Genomic DNA, 17,584 nt, shown 5'->3' with positions numbered 1-17,584 from the left:
CCCCCCACCCGCCCGGCGTTGTTCCGGCCGGGCGGCTTTCCGGCCCGGCGGGGTCAGCCAGCGAGCAGCGCCAACAGCAGGCCGGCCGTGACCAGCACCGCCGGCACCAGGCACACCAACGCGCCGAAACGCACCGTACGGTCCAGCCGCTCGGTGGGGCCGACCCGGAACAACCGGCCAATGCCGATCCAACCGGCGACGAACGCGACCGCCGGCATCGGCAGCCCGCAGATCAACGCCGCCACAGTGGCCGGTCCCACCCCGGTCGCCGCCAGAACCACGACCTGGATCAGCGGCACCAGCAGCGCGAACGGCCCGTACACCAGGAGGTTGCGCGCCCGCGCGGGCCAGGACCCCGGCCGGAACCCGCGGCGCGCGGCCAGCGCCGCGTCCGCCGCCTCGGACCAGCCACGCGCGGCCCGCAGCGCCGCCAACACGGCCGCCGGGCCACCCGCCATCGACCGGGCGGCCTCGGTCAGCTCCGGCGGTGACGGCACCAGGGAGATCGCCGGTACGCCCAACTCGCGCAGCCGTTCCTGCTGACTCGCCAGCCCGGTACGGACCACCGTCAACTCCTCCCGGGCGGCCTCCGCCGACCGGGCCTGCTCACCAGCGGCGGCAGCCGCGCCCCGGCGTACCCCGTCCAACTGGCGGGCGGCCGCAAGATACTCCGTCCAGGCCGTGCTGGGCTCGACCGCACGCGGCGCAGCGTCCCCGGTCGCCGCAGCTGCCCGTTGCCGCCCCGGCCCGGTCACCGTCGCGATCGGATCCACCTCGACACCCTCCACGCGCGCCACCCGATCAGCCGGCCTCGTCGGCGAACGGCACCAGGACGCTGCCCCGCTCGTCCGGGCCGTCCCAGAGCACCGCCCGGTCGGGTCGCACCTGCCACTCGACCGGTCGACCGAAGACCGCGGTGAGCTGCGCGACCGGCACGTCCAGCACTGCCACCGCCGCCAGCTTGTCGACCTCGCCCGCCGGCTCGAACAACGCGGCGAACGGCGGCACCGCACGCCACCAGCCCAGCAGATGCCGCCCCGCCGGCGGCCCGTCCCGTAGGAGCGACCGCAGCCGGTCCACCGGCAGCTCCCGAGGACCCGGCCGGTCCAGCCCGAAGACCACCAGGTACGTCGGCAGGTCGTCGGCCTCGTCCGCGAGCAGCGTCGGCAGATCCACCAACTCGGCCGAATGCCGGGTCGCCAAATCGGCCGTCAACGACTGCGCCAGGGCCCGGGCGCCCGGATCCGGTGCCGCCACCAGGAAGCGGGCAGTGCCCGGTGCGTGGTGAGCCGCCGTGCTCCGCGCCGCCGTCGCCAGCAGCCCGCCCGCTGCGGTGCCCGACCCCAACACCGCGAGGTTGCGCCCGGCCGCCGGACCCAGCGGCACGGCGACCGTCGAGCGCGCCACGTCCACCGCCCGGCCCAGCAGGGCGGCCGGTCCGTGTGCCTGTCCCGCCAGCGCCGCCCGGTGACGCGGATCGTTGCCCAGCAGCGGCCGGGCGTAACCCGCGAAGACCACCGGCGGCACCGACCCGGCTGGACGGGCCGCCCACAACTCGTGCCGCAGTTTCTCCACGACCTCCGGATGATCCTGCGGGTCCGGGTGACGGATCAACCGTTCGTGACCCCGGATCGCACCCCGTGGGCCGCCGAGCCCGCCAGCCGTGTTCACCACCGCGCTGCCCACCGGCAGACCGGCCGCCGAGTCGTTCGTCGGCTCCAACACCGGGCTGCCACCCGGCAGCGCCACCCGCACCGGAAACTGCCCGAGCACCGAATCCCGATGACCAGCATCCGCGCGCGCACTCAGCCCCAACTCGCCCGCGCCCGCCAGGACCAGGTGCACGCCGTACGCCCGACCCGCCCGGGCCAGCCCGTCCAACTGGGCGGCCACCTCGGCGGCCAGCCGGTCCCGCTCGGCGAAGAGTAGCGGCACATTGTCCACCACACAGACGATCCGCGGCAGCGGCTGGTGCTGACGCAACTCCGCGAAGCGTTGCCCCCCGGCCCGAGCGCCCGCCTCCGTGCGGCGCTGGACCTCGGCCGTCAACTCGTCCAGCAGATCCCGGACGTACTCCCGGTCGGCGGCCATCGCGGCCGCGCGCACCTGCGGAACCCACGACCGGTCCCGCTCGGTCTGCAAAAACTCCACGAAGGACTCGCCGTCGCCGAGATCCGCCAGGTAGAACACCAGGTCGTCCGGGCCGTACCGGGCGGCCAGGCCGAGCAGCGCGGTGGTCAGGAACGCCGCCCGGCCGGCTGCGGACCGGCCACTCACCAGCCAGTGCGGGGTCAACTCGGTGAAGCCCAGCGGCACCGACCGGCCCCCGGCGTCGCCGACGGTCGTGGTCAGCCCCTCGGCCGAGTCCGATTCCCACAGTCGCTCACCCGTCGGCGGCAGCAGAGCACCCAACGCCAACCGGGAACCCGCCTCCACCTGCTCGGCGAGCCGCCGACAGACCGCGTCGACCAGCTCGGCCGGCGGGTCCGACTCGACGAAGACCGGCGAGTTCAGGCCGCCCGGCGGATCGGCGCCCGGCCCGGCGAACGACGACCCCGGCGGATCGCCGAGCAGCGCGTACGCATTCCGCAGCACCAGCGAAGTGGTGTGCGGCAGCGACGCCCGGGCCGAGTACGGGCCGGCGGGCGGCCAACCCGCCACCACCAGATGCAGCCCAGCGGCCGGCCCCTGCTCGGCCAACGTCTCGATGCGCGCCAGGTCGGTCGGACCGGTCGACTCCGGCAGCGCGGCCACCACCAGCAACAGCGTCCGATCGTGACGGCGTCGCCCACTCGCCCCCGGCGTCACCCACTGCTCCGCCTCGGTCAGCACCGCGCGCAGACCCGCCACGTCCACCGCCGGTGGCGGCAACAGGCCAGCATCCGCGAGTGCCCCGAACGGCGTCAGCACAGCTCCGGTGGCATCCACCGCGCGAACCAGCAGGGCACCCGCCGGTGCCGCACCCAACAACCGCAGAAGTACGGCCCGGAGCAACCCCGCAACCCGCGGCTCCCGCGCATCAGCGTCCACGCTGAGGTGACCGGTGCCGACAAGTGGCACCAACGCGGGGAAACGAGCGTCATCCAACGGTGCCGCAGTACCGACCCGAACGAACGGCGGCGGACCATCACCGGCCGGTGAGTCCACGGTGAGCGAGTCCAGTGCCGCGCCCGACCAGCCCGGTGCCAGCAGGGCTGCAGCAGTCCGTAACCGGTCGGCCACCTCGTACTGGCGGCGCTGATCGGCCGGAGCCGGCCGCGTCTCGTCCAGGATCCCGGCAGCCGCGGTCGCGACGGCCGCCGCTCGACGGTGCAGGGCTGCGGCGCGGTTCGTGCGAGCCTTCGGACCGGCCACCGCGTCCACCCCCTCTACCCGAGGTTGGCAACCCCTCCCCAAGCAGAGACGGTATCCCAGCCGACGGTCCACCTCCGGGAGGTGCCTCGGCGCTGCGTCGGGGATGTCGTGGATCTCACCGGTGGGGAGGGGTCCGTCACGATCCGCTGGATCTGAGGCATTGGCTCCGGGGCGTCCAGCCGATAACTTCAGGAGGTGGAATCAGTGCAGCCCCCCGCCGGTTCCCAGGTCTCCCGCGTACCGGCCCAGCGGACACCGTCCGAGCAGCTGCCGCCCGCCCCGGCACCGCCGGCACCGCAGCCGCCCCGCCGCCGGATGCGGACGGTGCTCACGGTCGTCGCCGGCGTGCTCGCCCTGCTCTGCCTCGGCGGAGTCGCCACTGCCTTGATTTGGTACAACCGCGCCTCGACGCCCGACCGCAGCACGCCGGACGTGGTGGTGGCCAATTATATTCAGTCTTTTCTTGCAGACCGGAACGACGCGAGAGCAAGCGAATTCGTCTGTCAGAACGGTGCGGATATCGATGCTCTGCGGCTTCTTCGGGAGGATCTGGTAGCGCGTGAACTCCGCTTCAGCGCAAAGATCTCGACAAGTTGGGAGGGTTTCACTATTCAGCGGCAGGGCGATTCGGCCAACGTTGAGGTCGACCTCATTCTTTCGGCCTTCGTGGACGGGATATCGCAGAGCGATCGTCAGCGTTGGCGATTTGAGACACGACACGAAGACGGCTGGCGGGTATGTAAGGCCGAACGATCTTGAGCAACTTACTCGATCCACAGAAGGTGAACCGGAACCTCCAGGGTGGTGGGTGACTGGCCGCGCCAGGCCCATCGGTACCACTCCACCTCGGGTGTGACTCGCACGCAGATGTCCCCCTCGGCACCCGAGTAGGTTTCGGTGACCGCTCGAAGGTCACGGTGCTCCAGGCCGCCGTCGACATGCACCACCCGTCGACCGGTGACCGCGTCCGCTTCGAATACCGGTGTGGGGGTTCGGTGTGCCGGACCGTCGAGCGAAACCAACCGGATGCCCGTGTCCCGGGTCTCGTCCACTCCCGGACGGCTGCCGACCGTCTCCACCCAGACCCGCTCCACCGGCACCAACGGCGCGAACACCTCGACCTGGTCGGCTTCGGCCCGGTACCACTCGTGCTCGGGTATCACCGGCACGTAGGTCCGGGCGCTCTGCACCACGCGGTCGTCCGCGCGCAGGTCCCCCCGCCAACCCATCCCGGGCAGCCCGACCAGCACCCGTCGACCGCGTAGCTCGACCCGATCGGTCGCGGGAACGATGGCCAGGGGTCTCGGCGGCTGCGGCGCCCAGTCGGGCTGGTCGGCGAACGGGTCAGGTAACGGTCCGGTCATACCCGCGGTGGCCTCACTCAGCGGCGCGCAGCGGGGCACCCCGCTCGCGCATGAACGGGACCGGGTTCACCGCGCCAGACGCGTTGCGGTCGTTGCGCAGGTGCACCTCGAAATGCAGGTGCGGGCCGGAGGAATTACCACTGCTGCCGACCTTGCCGATCACCTGACCGGCCGTCACGATCTGATCTTTCTTGACGAAGGGCTGGACCACCATGTGGCAGTACCGGGTGATGTAACCACCGGCGTGCAGCAGGTCGACGAACCAGCCGCAGCCCCCCTTGCCGGGGAATCCGTCCACGTTGCAGTCCTGCCGGCCGCGGCGGTCCTCGTCGCAGGTCGAGACCAGCACCCGACCGGTCGCTGCGGCGCGGATCTCGGTGCCCTTGGCCGCGCCGATGTCGACTCCGTTGTGGCTGGGGCGGCTGGCGGTGCGGAAACCGGAGCCGACTCCGCCAGGGATCGGCGCGGTCCAGCCGGAAGCGGCGATCTGACCGCGTTCGGCCGCGTTGCACACCGCCTTGCCGTTGATCTCGACGGTGCGGGCCGCGCCGCGGGCCAGCGCGTCCACAATCCGGCTGGCTACCTCTTCGTGCTTGGCGTACGCGTCCGGATATGCGCTGACCTGCACCCGCTGTGCGACCACGGTCAGCGGTCGTTGTTGCCAGCTCTCCACCTTGACGAGTTTCTCGTAGAACTTGCGGGCCGCGTACGCGGGGTTCAACCGCTCGGCGACAGTGCCCCACCCCGGCCGCTGCTGGAACAGGCCCAGCGAGTCGTGGTCCGCGCCAACGCCCTCGTGTGGCAGGGCCAGGGACGCGGGTACGCCGCTGTTGGCCAGGTTCCGTAGGGCGGACTCCTGCATCGCGGTGGCGAGGGCGACCACCCAGCCTCGCGAAGGTACGCCCATGTCCTGGCCGACCTTGATGATGATCGCGGCATTGCGGACCTGGGTGTCGCCGTACTGGGCGAATCGCGGCAGCTTGCCCGCGATGTTCACCGCTCGGACCGGCCCGCACTCCATGCGTGCCATTGCGTCGCCGTTCTCGGCGTCGTCGCCTCCGAGCCCGGTGAGGAAGAACGCCGCGGTGCCGCCAGTGCAGCAGAGCAGGAGCAGCATCCCGGTGAGCACCGCGGCGACCACACCGAGCCGGAGGGGCCCGCGCCGAGTTCCGGCGTTACCAATGTCGCTCATGGCCGCTCCCAGTCCAGAACGTCGACCAGCCAACCATCGTCGGAGGTGACCAGCTCCAACCGGAGCCCGCCGGTATCAAGGGGAAGCAGCAACTCGACGAACGTCTCGGTCCGCTCTCGCATGGTTGGAGGACCGGTGACCTTCTCGGCCGGCACGCTCTCGGGCTCGGCGCCGGTCAACTTCTCCCTGAGCGCCGGCGTGGAAAGTGGCCGCAGGCCAGCCTGCCACTCTTCGGTGGTCATCCCGGGACGGCCCAGCCAGGCCTTGGCGAAGCGGTCGGCGGTCTGTTCGGGCGTGCGGGCGCCGGGCGACGTCACGGGTGACGGCGGAGCTGCGCTGCTGAGCAGACCATCGTCGCCGGCCGTCGGATCCACGGTGATGATCGGCCCATCCGGACGGCTGCTCAACCCATCGGCTGAATTGCCCGGGTTGGAGATCAGCCGGGCTGTCCCGAGCACACCAACGACCACCACTCCGATCACGAGCGCAACGCCCAAGCGGGACCGCAGCGCCCGAGTGAAGAGGAATTCCAACGCCCGTCGCATGACCGTCACCTCGCCTCTGAGCGCACCCGAGGTCCGGTGCGATCCGGTACACGCTCGGTGGAGCCCGGGCGGTAGACCACGAATGACGGGTTCTCAGCCGGAACATCCGGCTCGGTCCAGGTCGCTGGCTGTCGGCGTCGGGGCTGCGGTGCGGTTGGGCGGCTCCGAGCCCTGCCCTCCTCTGCCGGCGCCTCTTCGGGCCGCTCTCTACCATCGGGGCGCACCGCGTCTGCGCGCCGGCCCTCGGCCGCAGATGTCGGCACCGGAGCCGGGTCCTCCCGCCGCGCCTCCGGGCGTAGCCGGGTCTGCGTTGCGTCGGGCGACCGTCGACGTCCGCCCACCGGCTCGGCGGTGCCGCCCGGCTCGGCTACGTCCAGCCGAGCGGCGGTTCGCATGTCGCGGAAGAACCGGCGGTGCCAGGATCCGGCCGAACTGACCGCTTCGCTGCTGTCCTTGCCGCCAAGTTGCGTGATCCGCCGGTACGGGCGCAGCAGCAGCCATCCGACCACCCCGCAGAGCCAGACCAGCACCACCTGCAGCCAACCCGGCAGGGTGGGAGTGCTCATGATCAGATCGACCGCGAACAGGTAGATCGCGGCGCCAGTGCCGAAGATGGCGATGTTGAACACTGCGGCAACGACCGCATTAGCCAGTCGGCGTAGCCCAGCGCTGGCGGGTCGCAGTAGACCGATCGTGCCGAGAATCGGGGCAGCGATCACCGCCCACCGGAAGATCAGGAAGCCGAGCAGCACGAGCACCGACGCGGTGAGGTCGAACATCGCGAAGAGCACGGCCGCGAGCACCGCGATAAACCCGGAGCCGATCCGATCCATGTCGCGGGTTCCCGTTAGGAACTCGTAGGCCTCCGGGTCCTCGGCCTTGATCTGCTCGGCAACGGTCATCCACTGCTGCTGCTTGGCCCCGATCACTACATCACGAGTGGTGGGATTGGAGCGGACTGATTCCGCCTCACCCCAGCTAAGCGATTTGGCGTCGTAGAGTGCACGGCCGTACTTTTTGGCGGTCTCGCTGTCCGCTGAGCCAAGCACGCCACGTAGCCAGTTGCGGTAGAGCATCGACTCAGTAGCGGTGTCGCTGGCCCGGACGGCCGGTGGCCGCTTGTCGATGCAAGCGTCCGGATTGGGCAGCACGCACTTGTCGGTCGGGATATCTTTTGATGCCGGACCTAGAGCGTCGTGTACGACGCCGAGCGAAGTGATCAGGGTGCCGTCGGCTATGTTCGCCGACTTGACCGGCCAGGCCGCCAGCGCGGTGACCGCCACCATTACCAGTAACGCCCACCCCGCTGTCGTCATCGCATTGCTCATGTCCGACTGGCGGGAGCGCCAGAGCAGGTAGAGACCCACCACGCAGAGCGTGACGATTCCGAAGACGCTGAATACTTTTTCGTATACGCCTTTGGTGGCCTTCTCCACCAGTGGGTCGGCCCAATTCCACATCGAGCGGGGATCCCAGGCTCGTTCCCGCAGAGCGTTCGAGGCGCCCACGACCGCTGTGGCAATCATGAGCTCGCCGTTGGCGACGGTGGTGGTGAACTTGTAGTCCGGATGAAGGACGGTGGATGCACATCCGCCCTCCACGTTATAGGTGTTGAAGCTGTAACCGCCGTAGCCGTAGTCGCTGTAGATGCCCTTCGGCCCGGGCAGCTTGGACGAGTCCGGGCGGGAGGCGAACCAACCAGCCAGGCCCGAATCCGGGGCGGAAGGCACAGGTGGCTTGAGGCAATCGATCTCTGCCTTGCTGACCTGCTTCAGCTTTGCCACGCAGGCGCGGAAGTCGGCCTGCCATTCGGCGGTCGTGCAAAGGTCGGCGCGGGCCTGGGCGGTGGGCGGTGCGGCGGCTGCGGCCTCCGCGCCGATCAGCGGCCAGGTGAGGGTGGCCCCGGCCAGTACGCCAAGGGCGAGCAGGAACGACACAGTCCTTGCCCAGGCCCTAGCCATGTCACGCCTCCAGATCCGGCAGGGGGATGCTCGGTAGGACTCCGGCCGCCGCGGCGATCGCGGCGGGCGTCGTGTCGAGGTGGTCCAGCAGCCCTTCGACGTACGAGACGTCGACGCGGACCTTCTGCACCCGGCCGTCGACGTCGCGCATCACGAACTCCCGGAAGCCGAGACGGCTGGACGAGCTGCTGTCGGCGGCGGAGAGTGAGGCGAGGGTGGCCTCGTACCCGTCGTTGACCGGCACCCGCAGCAGCCGTAGCGCTTCGGAGGCGATCTCGGCGTCCTCGGCGATGCGGCCGACGAAGACGGTGGAGACGAGGTTCTGTACGTCGAGGCCGAGGATGTCGCGGGGGTTCTGGGATGCGACCAGTGCGGCCAGGTTCCACTTGCGGGAGTCGCGGGCGAGTCGGACCAGGAAGGAGCGCCCGGACCGCCAACCTTCCATGAAGTGCGCCTCGTCGAGGCCGACGAGTTTGCGGGATGACATCGAGCCGCCGTAGCAGCGCCGGACGGCGAGCCGGTGCGCTGTGTGCAGCATCGGCAGGGCCAGTGCTTCCTCGGCTGACCAGTACTCGCGTTCGATCTTGAGGTCGGGCAACCGTAGCCCGGCCATGGTGATCACGGTGAGGGCCGCGTCGGCGCCGAGCAGCCCTTCCGGCGGTCGGCCGAAGAAGAGCATGGCCAGTGGCATCTCGGCGGTGTCCAGCAAAAGGTTGGCCAGTTCCTTGCCGGCGTCGTCGTCGAGCCGCCCGAGGCAACTCACCACGTCGTCCAGGGTGGAGGTCTCCTCGGCGGGGACCTGGCGGACGGCGTGCCGGAAGAGGGTGGCGGTCGACGCCTCCCTGGCCACCTGGGGCGGGACGAGCATCATGCAGATGTCCTGGACCAGCATCCGCCGCTCGGCTCGGGCGTTGGAGACCGCGATCTCGAACTCCCGGTCACCGGCGGCCCCGGTGCCGAACTCGGAGCGCAGCGGCGTCGGGATGAGCGAGTAGGGCGCCAGGGTGCCGTGCTCCGAGCCGGTCAGGTTCAACACCCGGGAGTACGGCCGCAGCTCGGGCATCGCGCAGAGGCGGGCCAGCGGGCCGGACGGGTCGAGCAGGGTCACCTGGACGCCTCGGCGGGCAGCCAGGTAGCCCAGGGCGCCGAGCAGGGTGGACTTGCCACCGCCCGGTTCGGCGACGAAGACCGCGAGCCCGGAGCGTTCCCGGACCTCCATGGGGAAGTGCAGGTCGAGGAAGACCGGGCGGCGGCAGGTGCCGGCGGTTCGGCCGATCAGGTCGCCCCGCCGGTCGCCCACGTTGGATGCGGCCTGGGGGAGCGCGGCGGCGAGCAACGGCACCGGCATGCGACGCACGTAGCCGGTGTTGGCGATCGGCTCACCGGGGATGAACTCGCGAGCCAGCCAGTCCTGGTTCTTCGGGTGCTGCAGCGAGATGCGCAGCTCCCGGGAGTAGAGCTGGATGAGCCGACGGGCCCGCTCCAGGCATTCCTCCCTGGTTCGGCCGCCGACCGCGATCCGGTGCCAGCCGTGCGCGCGGGCCGAGTCGACCGGCAGGCCGGTGGTCATCTCGTCGCCGATCACCAGGGCGCGCTTGGCCAGGCGCTCGAGCTCCGGGGGCGCGTCGATGCCGTGTTCGGCGTAGTCGAGCTGTTGCGAGCGGATCATCCGCAGCCGGTGTTCGAGATTGCGGAAGGAGTCGCCGGAGCCGAGGATGTCGACGCGGGTCGAGATTTCCATCGGCCAGGGCAGGCGCTCGTGGAAGTGCAGCCAGGGCTCGTGTCGTTCCGGGATCTCCAGCGGCTCCATCCGGCCGACCGCGAGCACGGCGACGTGCCGCTCCTCGCCGGTCATCCGGTTGACCAGCTTGACCGTCGAGCCGTACGGGGTGCGGTAGCGCTCGACCTGCTCGGTCATGGCGAGCAGGTCGCCGCGCTCCCAGCGCCCGTCGGTGACGGGGGAGAGGGTGCTCGGCGGCGACATGCACAGCGCCACCGAGCGGTAGAGCAGCCATTCCAGCTCCTGGGCGGTGACCCGCCGGCCGCGCATGCCGAACGCCCCGAGCACCTCGTCGAACTGCTCCACGGTGCGACCCAACTTGCGGCGTTCGCCATCGGCGGTGCCCCGGCCGAAGGTGCGCAGCAGCCGCTCGGTGAGCGAGTCGCCGAGGGACCGCCGGGCGAAGGTGACACCCAGGTAGGTCTGGCCCTCGGCGTGGTTGACCGCCATCAGGTGGCGTTGGGCGGCGACCAGGTGGTCGGCCCAGCCGGTGGTGCCGGGGACGTCGGGCAGCGGCGCCGAGGTGTGCGTGTCGATGGTGCGCGCCCACTCGTCGGCGGGGAATGGTCGGGTGGTGCGGCGCAGGTGCAGTCGGAAGCCGGCCAGGCCGGCGTACTGCTCGGAGATCGCCGACAGCAGCGCCTCGCGCTCGGCGTCCGGCCGGAACGCCCAGCGGACCTCGGGCAGCCAGTACCAGGCGGTGACGGTGTTCGGCGTGAAGGTGAGGTGGCCGGCGATCTCGGTGATGGCCAGTTCGACCGACGGATCCCGATCCCCGAATTTGATCTTTGGAGCGCGAACCCGGGTCGGCTTGATCGGTCGGTCCGGACGGTTCGCCGTGCGCTGTCGGGGTGCGGCGATCTCCTTGCCGGTGGCCGCGGTGCCGGTGCTCCTGGGCCGATCCGAGTCGGTGGCCCGGCGCGGTGCGCGTTCGAGAGCTGGCCGATCCGCAGCCGTGATCATGGCCGGTTGCTCCGAGGGGGCCGTGGACCGGCCGGCCGTGGCCGTCGGCTGGGGCGCTTGAGCCGTCGGTCGGGCCGGTGACGTCGCTGCGGGGCGGCCGCCCGGCGCGGTGCTGGCGGGTCGGCGGACGGGGCTGGCGGTCGCCTGCGACCCGCCGCCGGTGGACGGGTCGGGCTCGTCCGGCGGACGCAGCATCGGCCGTCGATCGCCGGCCTGGTGCGGCACCCGGGACTCGCTGGCCGGGTGGGCGCCTCCGTGCCGTGGCTCGACGGGTCGGCCACCGTTGCCGGGCGGGTCGGCGGGCGTCCACGGTGGCTCGAGTTCGGGAACCGCGCGGGCCGGTGCCGGGCTGGCGGCGGGTGGCGGCTGATGCGGGATCGCTGGCTGCTCGCGGGTGCTCGGGCCGGCGGTGACGGCTCGTGGCGAGGCGGGTCGTCCCCCGCCGCCGAAGAGGTCCAGGAAGGGGGAGTCGATGTCGGCGTTCTCGCCGGCCGACACGGCGGTGGGCTCAGCCGGTGGCGTCCGGCGGGGGATCGGCCGGGGTGCCTGGAACACGCCGACGGCACCGTGGCCGGGCGACGTCACCAGCGCGGGGTCGAGGGCAACCTCGTCCTCGTCCTCGGTGTAGTCGAATGAGTGCGCACGGTGACCAGCTGGTGCGCCCGGGCGGCCGGCCGGGGAGCCCGGCGTGGTGGAGCGGCTCATGCGATCGCCTCGGCGACTGTCGGCAGACCCATGTCCGCGTCCTGCGACGGACCGTTCGACGTACGTCCGGTCATGCCAGCTCCTCCCGAATCCTGATCCGGCTGCCGACCAGGCGCGGATCGCGCTGCTCGATCGCCGGCTCCCGGGTGCGCCGCCAGTCGGTCAGCGCGGTGCGGATGACCACCCGCGCCGGCCGATCGGGGTCGACGTGCCGGAAGATGAACGACGTGGTCACGATGGCGAGCGCGATCTCCCAGGCTGGGAAGAGCTCGACCGTCAACGTGAACAGCCAGTGGATGAACATGTAGAGGGGGACCAGCAGCATGAAGAGCCCGTACTGGGCGTAGGGCAGGTGGACCGGAAGGGTGTAACCGGGCGGCCCGAGGTAGACCAGGCGGGCCCGGTAGATGTCGTCGTCGGTGCGCAGCCGCATCTGGTGAACGCGCCTATTCGAAGATCAGGTCGATCAGGTAATCGCCGACGAAGAAGAGTGTTGCCGCGCCCGCGATGAAGGCGAGCCCGACGATGGCGATCGCGGAGCTGGTCAGCACCTTGGAGATCTCGCCTCGGCTGGCACGGCCGATGAAGATGACGCCCAGGACGGCGAGCAGGATCGGCGCGATCTTGCTGGCGAAGAAGGTGACGACACTGTTGGTGTCGATTCCCTTCGGTGCCGGCTCCGCGAGTGGAGTCGACGCCAGGGTGGAGAGCGCGTGGGCGACGCCGGACGACGCCGTCTCCATGAGCTCGAAGGCGATCACTGGAACCTCCCCATAGCGCGGCCGGCGGTGCCGCGGCGGTGCAATAGGCAAGCCGGGCGGGAAAAGTGCCCCACAGGGCATGGCGTTCTTGACCCTGTGTTCGTTACTCACCACGGAGGGTGGCGAGGTTTGGGCGGATTTTCCCCGCTTCGGCCCTCCCTCCAAGCTTCGCCATCTCGATGCTGGCCAATTCCAAAGCGTACGGGCCGCCCCGGATTGCGACAAGCCGCGAAGGGGCTGCCCGATGCTGCCCAGATGACCGATCGTACACCTGTTCCAATCGGCACGTCAGGGGCAGTGGTGCGGGGCGTACCCGGGTCGCTGGGCGCCGCCGCCGCGACCGGTACCGTCTAGTCGTGACCGATCTGGTGCGGGCTTCGGGCCCGGTGGTGATGGGCGTCCTCAACGTCACACCGGACTCCTTCTCCGACGGCGGACGGTACGCCGACCTGGACGCGGCCGTCGGACACGGCGTCCGTCTACGCGACGCCGGTGCGCACCTGGTCGACATCGGTGGCGAGTCGACCCGTCCGGGCGCCGAGCGGATCGACGCCGCGACCGAGGCCGAGCGGGTGTTGCCGGTCATCCGCGAACTGACAGCCGCCGGTGTGGCGGTCAGCGTCGACACCAGCCGTGCGCGGGTCGCGGAGGCCGCCCTGGTCGCCGGCGCGGCGGTGGTCAACGACGTCTCCGGCGGCCTGGCCGACCCGGACATGGCCCGGGTGGTGCGCGACGCGCACTGCCCCTGGGTGCTGATGCACTGGCGTGGGCACTCCCGTGCCATGCGCGAGCTGGCCACCTACACCGACGTGGTGGCCGACGTCCGGGCCGAGCTGGCCCAACGGATCGACACGGCGCTGGCCGCCGGAGTGGCCGCCGACCGCCTCATCGTCGACCCCGGGCTCGGCTTCGCCAAGACGGCCGCGCACAACTGGGAGCTCAGCGCCCGCCTGCCGGAGTTGCTGGATCTCGGCTACCCGCTGCTCTTCGGGGCGAGCCGCAAGTCGTACCTCGGTGGGTTGCTTGCCGCCGCGGACGGCACGCCGCGACCGACCGCCCAGCGGGAGGCGGCCACCGTGGCCACCAGTGTGCTGGCGGTCGCCGCCGGAGCCTGGGGCGTACGCGTGCACGACGTGCAGGCCACCGCCGACGCGCTCGCCGTCTGGGCGGCGACCGGCAGCCCCCGCCTGGCCGTGCCGCCGCACGACAGGAAGCGAACGCAAGACGATCACGAGCATGGGGTACGGCGATGACGACGGACCGGATCCAGCTGACCGGCCTGCGGGCGCGCGGCCGGCACGGGGTGTACGACTTCGAACGCGAGCAGGGGCAGGACTTCGTGGTCGACGCCGTCCTGGAGCTGGACCTCGGCCCGGCCGCTGCCAGCGACGACGTCACCGCCACCGTGCACTACGGCGAGCTGGCCGAGCGCCTGGTCGCGGTGGTGACCGGCGAGCCGGTCAACCTGATCGAGACCCTGGCGGACCGGCTCCTCGCGGTCTGCCTGGCAGACGTTCGGGTCGACGCCGCGACGATCACCGTGCACAAGCCGGAGGCTCCGGTGCCGCACACCTTCACCGACGTGGCCGTCACCATGACCCGGACGCGTACCCGATGACCCGGGCGGTCCTCTCGCTCGGCAGCAACCTGGGCGACCGCCTGGAGCACCTGCGCACGGCCGTCGCCACCCTCGGCGACGCGGTGCTCGTGCTCTCCGGGGTGTACGAGACTCCCCCGTGGGGTGACACCGATCAGCCCGCGTACCTCAATGCGGTGGTGCTCGTGCAGGACGAGAGCGCGACCCCGCGCGACTGGCTGGAGCGGGCCCGCGACGCGGAGCGGGCGGCCGGCCGGGTCCGTGACCCGCAGCGGCGGTTCGGACCGCGCACCCTCGACGTGGACGTGATCGCCGTCTGGGGCGACGACGACGAGCCGGTGCTCAGCGACGACCCGGAGCTGACCCTGCCGCACCCCCGGGCGCACCTGCGCGCCTTCGTGCTGCGTCCGTGGATCGACATCCAGCCGTACGGTCGGCTGCCCGGTCACGGCTGGTTGACCGACCTGTTGACCACCGGCCCCGCGGCCGACGAGGCGTTGGAACTGCGTCCCCGGCCGGAGTTGGCGTTAGAGTCGACGGCATGACCGAGCGGAACCGGCCGGCATGACGCAGGCGAAGCCTCCACCCCGCGGCTCGGGCCCGGACGGGTCGCGGATGGGCCCCACCCGGATCTCGACCCTGGTCGTGGCCGGCCTGGGTGCGGCGGCGGTGGCCTGGCTGCTGATCAGCAGCCTCTATTACAGCGGCATTCCCCGGCTGCCCTGGCTGCCGGTGGTGACGCTGGCCGGGCTCGCCGTGCTGGAGGCGTACGCCGCAATCAACACCCGGGGCCGAATCGAGCGCAAGCCGGGTCGGGACCCGGTCAATCCGCTGTTGGTCGCCCGCTTCGTGGTGCTGGCCAAGGCGTCGGCGCTGGCCGCCGCGATCTTCGCGGGCTTCTACGCGGGGCTCACCGGCTGGCTCTTCGTGGAGACCACCCGCGCTGCCCTGGACGATCGACCGGCCGCCAGCGGAGGCCTGCTCGCCTCGCTGGCACTGGTCGGCGCCGCGCTCTGGTTGGAGCGCTCCTGCCGGGTGCCGGAACGCCCGGACGACGAGCACGAGCAGGACCCTCGGGAGAGCCGCCCCGGCCAGCGCTGAGCAGGGGGTTACGCCCGGCTGCGGTCGCGGGTACGGTGCCTGCGATCGGAGAGCAAGGGCCGCCCAGGGTCCGTCCGCGCGCCGGACTGGGGACGGCCGGCCACTGGGAGGCGGCGTCATGGGGTACGAAGAAGCGGGCCGGGACCGTTCGGCCGAACCCGCGTCGGGGGTGCCGAACGCCGTACTGGAGAACGTCTTCGACGACCCAACCCACGGTGAGCCCGGCCGTGATCGGATCGGCGTACACCTGTGGTGGGAGCTGCTGCTGCTGACCGGGCTGGCGGCCGTGAGCTGGCTGCTCTGGCGGGAGGATCCGGCCGCGGTGCGTGACGGCAACCTGCGCACGCTGCTGATCGACGCGGTCGGGCTGGGGTTGCTCGCCCTGGCCGCCGGGCTGAGCCTGCGGACGGCCGCGCCGAACCTGGCCGTCGGCCCGATCGCGGTAGCGGCCGCCCTGCACTACGCCGAGCAGGGTGACCGGGGCCTGCCGGCGTCGCTCGGCCCGGCCGTGGCGGTCGCCGCGGTGGGCGGGCTGGCGCTGGCGCTGGCCGTGGTGGTGCTGCACGTGCCGGGCTGGGCCGCCAGCCTGGCCGGCGCCGCCGCCGTGGTGGTGTACATCGAACGCCGTTCGGCACCCGTGCTGGTGCAGGGCGACTACGACCCCACCAGCAGCGCCGGTTACCTCTTCGCCGGCTTCGCCGCGGTGGCCGTCCTGGGTGGGCTGTTCGGCGCGATCCGGGCGATCCGCCGGCTCGTCGGCCGGTACCGACCGATCGCCGACCCGGCCCGTCGGCGGGGCGCGGTGGCAGCCGTGGTGACCGCCGTCGCGTTGGTCGTCTCCACGGTGCTGGCCGCTCTGGCCGGCATGCTGCTCGCCGCCAACGACCCCGGGCCGGTGGCACCCACCTCCGGGCTGGACTGGACGGTGCTGGCAATCGGCGTGGCCCTGCTCGCCGGCACCAGCGCGTACGGCCGCCGGGGCGGTGTGTTCGGCACGCTGTTGGCGGTCGGCCTGGTCACCGTCTTCCAGGTGTACGCGCCGGAGCGCGGCTGGACGCTGAGCAACTGGGTGGTCGGCGGGGCCGCGCTCGGCGTCGGGCTGCTGGCCACCCGGCTGGTCGAGACGCTCGGGCGGCCCCGAGTGGGCAGCCCGGAGCGGCCCGAGCCGGTCAGCGACGGCACGATCAGCTCGGGCTGGACCACGCCGCAGCCGCAGTCCGTCGACAACTGGCCTCCCACGCTGCCGACCCAGGCCGCGCCCCAACCGATCGACCCCTGGCGGGATCCGCGGTGGGAGGACGGCCCGCGACGGTGGGACACCGACGAGCGGTGAGCCGCGTCGCGTCCACCGAGCCGGAGCTGATCTCGACCGTTAGGCTCGGCGACATGACCGACTCACCTGCCGCCACCCCGGGCGGAACCTCGTTCGATGAGCTTGACGCGCTGTCCACCGAGGAGCTGCGGGAGCGGGCGTTCGCCCGGGCCCGGGAGCACAAGGACGTGGGCTTCTTCTGGTCGGTGCTGCGCCACCTGCCGAACGCGGACGAGGCCACGGTGCTGGACGGCGCCCCGAACTCGATCGGCCCGACGATCGACGAGGCCAACGCGCTGTGGCGGGAGCTGACCGGTCACGGCTACGAGGAGTCGGCGCCGCTGCTGCGGGCCGCCTTCATCGACTACCTGATGAAGCACTGAGCCGCTCGGGACAGCCCAGGTCAGCCCGAGCCACCGGTTCGGGGCCTGGGCGGATCACGTCGCTCATCCACCGTTCCGGCCCGGTCAGCCGCTACGGCACGGCCGCCGGCACCGGCGCGCTCGCCGTGTTGCTGCTGGTCGGCATCTGCGGAAGTCCGGCGTACACCGGCTGGGCCGCCACCCTGACCGACCCGGAATCGGGCGGCGCGTTCTACGCGCGCCTGCTCGCCTGGCCGGCCTGGCGGCTGGACGCGGACGGGCAGGCCGGCGGGTTGTTCGCCGCCGACCTGCGAGCGGTGCTGGTGGTGGTCCTCGCGGTGGCGCTGCTCTACCTGTTGCCCGCCGCCCAGGTCGCCCGGGTGCCCGGCCCGGTCAGCCAGTTCTTCTCCGGCTGGGCAGCGTACGTGCTGGCCGGCGGGCTGGCCGCAGTGTTGGCGGCGCTGCTCGGCCCGGCACCGTCACTGCTGGGGGCCCTGCAGGAAGCCAGCACCGGTGCCGGTTACGGCTTCCTCACCGGGTGGATCATCGGCATCGCCAGCCTCGGCGGTCGCGCCTGACCCGGCCGA

The 17,584-nt window shown here is 71.7% G+C and carries 17 protein-coding genes; 8 read left to right on the top strand and 9 right to left on the bottom strand.

Features of this window, described 5'->3' with window-relative positions:
* Positions 1-53: 53 nt before the first annotated feature.
* Entirely contained in the window at positions 54-755 is a 702-nt protein-coding gene (locus tag DLJ58_RS09775) for a hypothetical protein (RefSeq protein WP_244218863.1), read from the bottom strand.
* 46 nt (positions 756-801) lie between these two features.
* Entirely contained in the window at positions 802-3,363 is a 2,562-nt protein-coding gene (locus tag DLJ58_RS09770; protein WP_124854968.1) for an FtsK/SpoIIIE domain-containing protein, read from the bottom strand.
* A gap of 195 nt (positions 3,364-3,558) precedes the next feature.
* On the opposite strand from DLJ58_RS09770, the gene DLJ58_RS09765 reads away from it, so the two are divergent.
* On the top strand, positions 3,559-4,113 hold the full coding sequence (locus DLJ58_RS09765) for a hypothetical protein (protein WP_124854989.1): 555 nt from the start codon (positions 3,559-3,561) through the stop codon (positions 4,111-4,113).
* A gap of 5 nt (positions 4,114-4,118) precedes the next feature.
* Here DLJ58_RS09765 and DLJ58_RS09760 read toward each other — a convergent pair whose 3' ends face one another.
* The 7 genes from DLJ58_RS09760 to DLJ58_RS09730 form a co-directional block, all read right to left on the bottom strand.
* Positions 4,119-4,718, bottom strand: coding sequence for a hypothetical protein (locus DLJ58_RS09760; RefSeq protein ID WP_124854966.1), 600 nt, complete (start codon positions 4,716-4,718; stop codon positions 4,119-4,121).
* Positions 4,719-4,731: 13 nt separating this feature from the next.
* A complete protein-coding gene (locus DLJ58_RS09755; RefSeq protein WP_124854964.1) occupies positions 4,732-5,910 on the bottom strand; it encodes a M23 family metallopeptidase in 1,179 nt (392 codons plus the stop codon).
* The gene (locus tag DLJ58_RS09750; protein ID WP_425271305.1) at positions 5,907-6,455 is read right to left on the bottom strand and encodes a hypothetical protein; all 549 of its coding nucleotides are present in this window, start codon (positions 6,453-6,455) and stop codon (positions 5,907-5,909) included. Before DLJ58_RS09750 ends, DLJ58_RS09755 begins: the two co-directional genes overlap by 4 nt.
* Positions 6,456-6,460: 5 nt before the next feature.
* Positions 6,461-8,416, bottom strand: a complete 1,956-nt coding sequence (locus tag DLJ58_RS09745; RefSeq protein WP_124854960.1) for an MFS transporter — start codon at positions 8,414-8,416, stop codon at positions 6,461-6,463.
* Between the two features lies 1 nt (position 8,417).
* A complete protein-coding gene (locus tag DLJ58_RS09740) occupies positions 8,418-11,864 on the bottom strand; it encodes an ATP-binding protein (protein ID WP_124854958.1) in 3,447 nt (1,148 codons plus the stop codon).
* Positions 11,865-11,934: 70 nt separating this feature from the next.
* Complete coding sequence (locus DLJ58_RS09735) at positions 11,935-12,297, bottom strand: hypothetical protein (RefSeq protein WP_007466101.1); 363 nt, start codon at positions 12,295-12,297, stop codon at positions 11,935-11,937.
* A 13-nt stretch (positions 12,298-12,310) separates the two neighbouring features.
* Positions 12,311-12,625, bottom strand: coding sequence for a hypothetical protein (locus DLJ58_RS09730; protein ID WP_074315118.1), 315 nt, complete (start codon positions 12,623-12,625; stop codon positions 12,311-12,313).
* 356 nt (positions 12,626-12,981) lie between these two features.
* Between DLJ58_RS09730 and folP the strand changes: the two genes are divergently transcribed.
* From folP to DLJ58_RS09695, 7 genes are all read left to right on the top strand, one after another.
* Positions 12,982-13,878 (top strand): dihydropteroate synthase, encoded by an 897-nt coding sequence (gene folP / locus DLJ58_RS09725; protein ID WP_124854956.1) that lies wholly within the window; start codon positions 12,982-12,984, stop codon positions 13,876-13,878.
* Positions 13,875-14,243 carry a dihydroneopterin aldolase gene (gene folB / locus DLJ58_RS09720; protein ID WP_124854954.1) on the top strand — a complete coding sequence of 123 codons (369 nt, stop codon included), beginning with the start codon at positions 13,875-13,877 and terminating at the stop codon, positions 14,241-14,243. Before folP ends, folB begins: the two co-directional genes overlap by 4 nt.
* Positions 14,240-14,767: a 2-amino-4-hydroxy-6-hydroxymethyldihydropteridine diphosphokinase gene (gene folK / locus DLJ58_RS09715; protein WP_112674319.1), complete on the top strand. Its 528-nt coding sequence runs from the start codon at positions 14,240-14,242 to the stop codon at positions 14,765-14,767. Before folB ends, folK begins: the two co-directional genes overlap by 4 nt.
* 19 nt (positions 14,768-14,786) lie before the next feature.
* Positions 14,787-15,323 carry a DUF3180 domain-containing protein gene (locus DLJ58_RS09710; RefSeq protein WP_124854952.1) on the top strand — a complete coding sequence of 179 codons (537 nt, stop codon included), beginning with the start codon at positions 14,787-14,789 and terminating at the stop codon, positions 15,321-15,323.
* Positions 15,324-15,441: 118 nt separating this feature from the next.
* The gene (locus DLJ58_RS09705; RefSeq protein ID WP_124854950.1) at positions 15,442-16,656 is read left to right on the top strand and encodes an ABC transporter permease; all 1,215 of its coding nucleotides are present in this window, start codon (positions 15,442-15,444) and stop codon (positions 16,654-16,656) included.
* Between the two features lie 53 nt (positions 16,657-16,709).
* Positions 16,710-17,018, top strand: a complete 309-nt coding sequence (locus DLJ58_RS09700; RefSeq protein WP_124854948.1) for a hypothetical protein — start codon at positions 16,710-16,712, stop codon at positions 17,016-17,018.
* Positions 17,019-17,143: 125 nt separating this feature from the next.
* The gene (locus tag DLJ58_RS09695) at positions 17,144-17,575 is read left to right on the top strand and encodes a hypothetical protein (RefSeq protein WP_425271304.1); all 432 of its coding nucleotides are present in this window, start codon (positions 17,144-17,146) and stop codon (positions 17,573-17,575) included.
* Positions 17,576-17,584 lie beyond the last annotated feature (9 nt).

Source organism: Micromonospora arida (assembly GCF_003857035.1).
In the GTDB taxonomy this organism is placed as follows: domain Bacteria; phylum Actinomycetota; class Actinomycetes; order Mycobacteriales; family Micromonosporaceae; genus Micromonospora; species Micromonospora arida.
The sequence above is the reverse complement of the archived record's forward strand: the minus strand, read 5'-3'. Positions and strand labels throughout refer to the sequence as shown.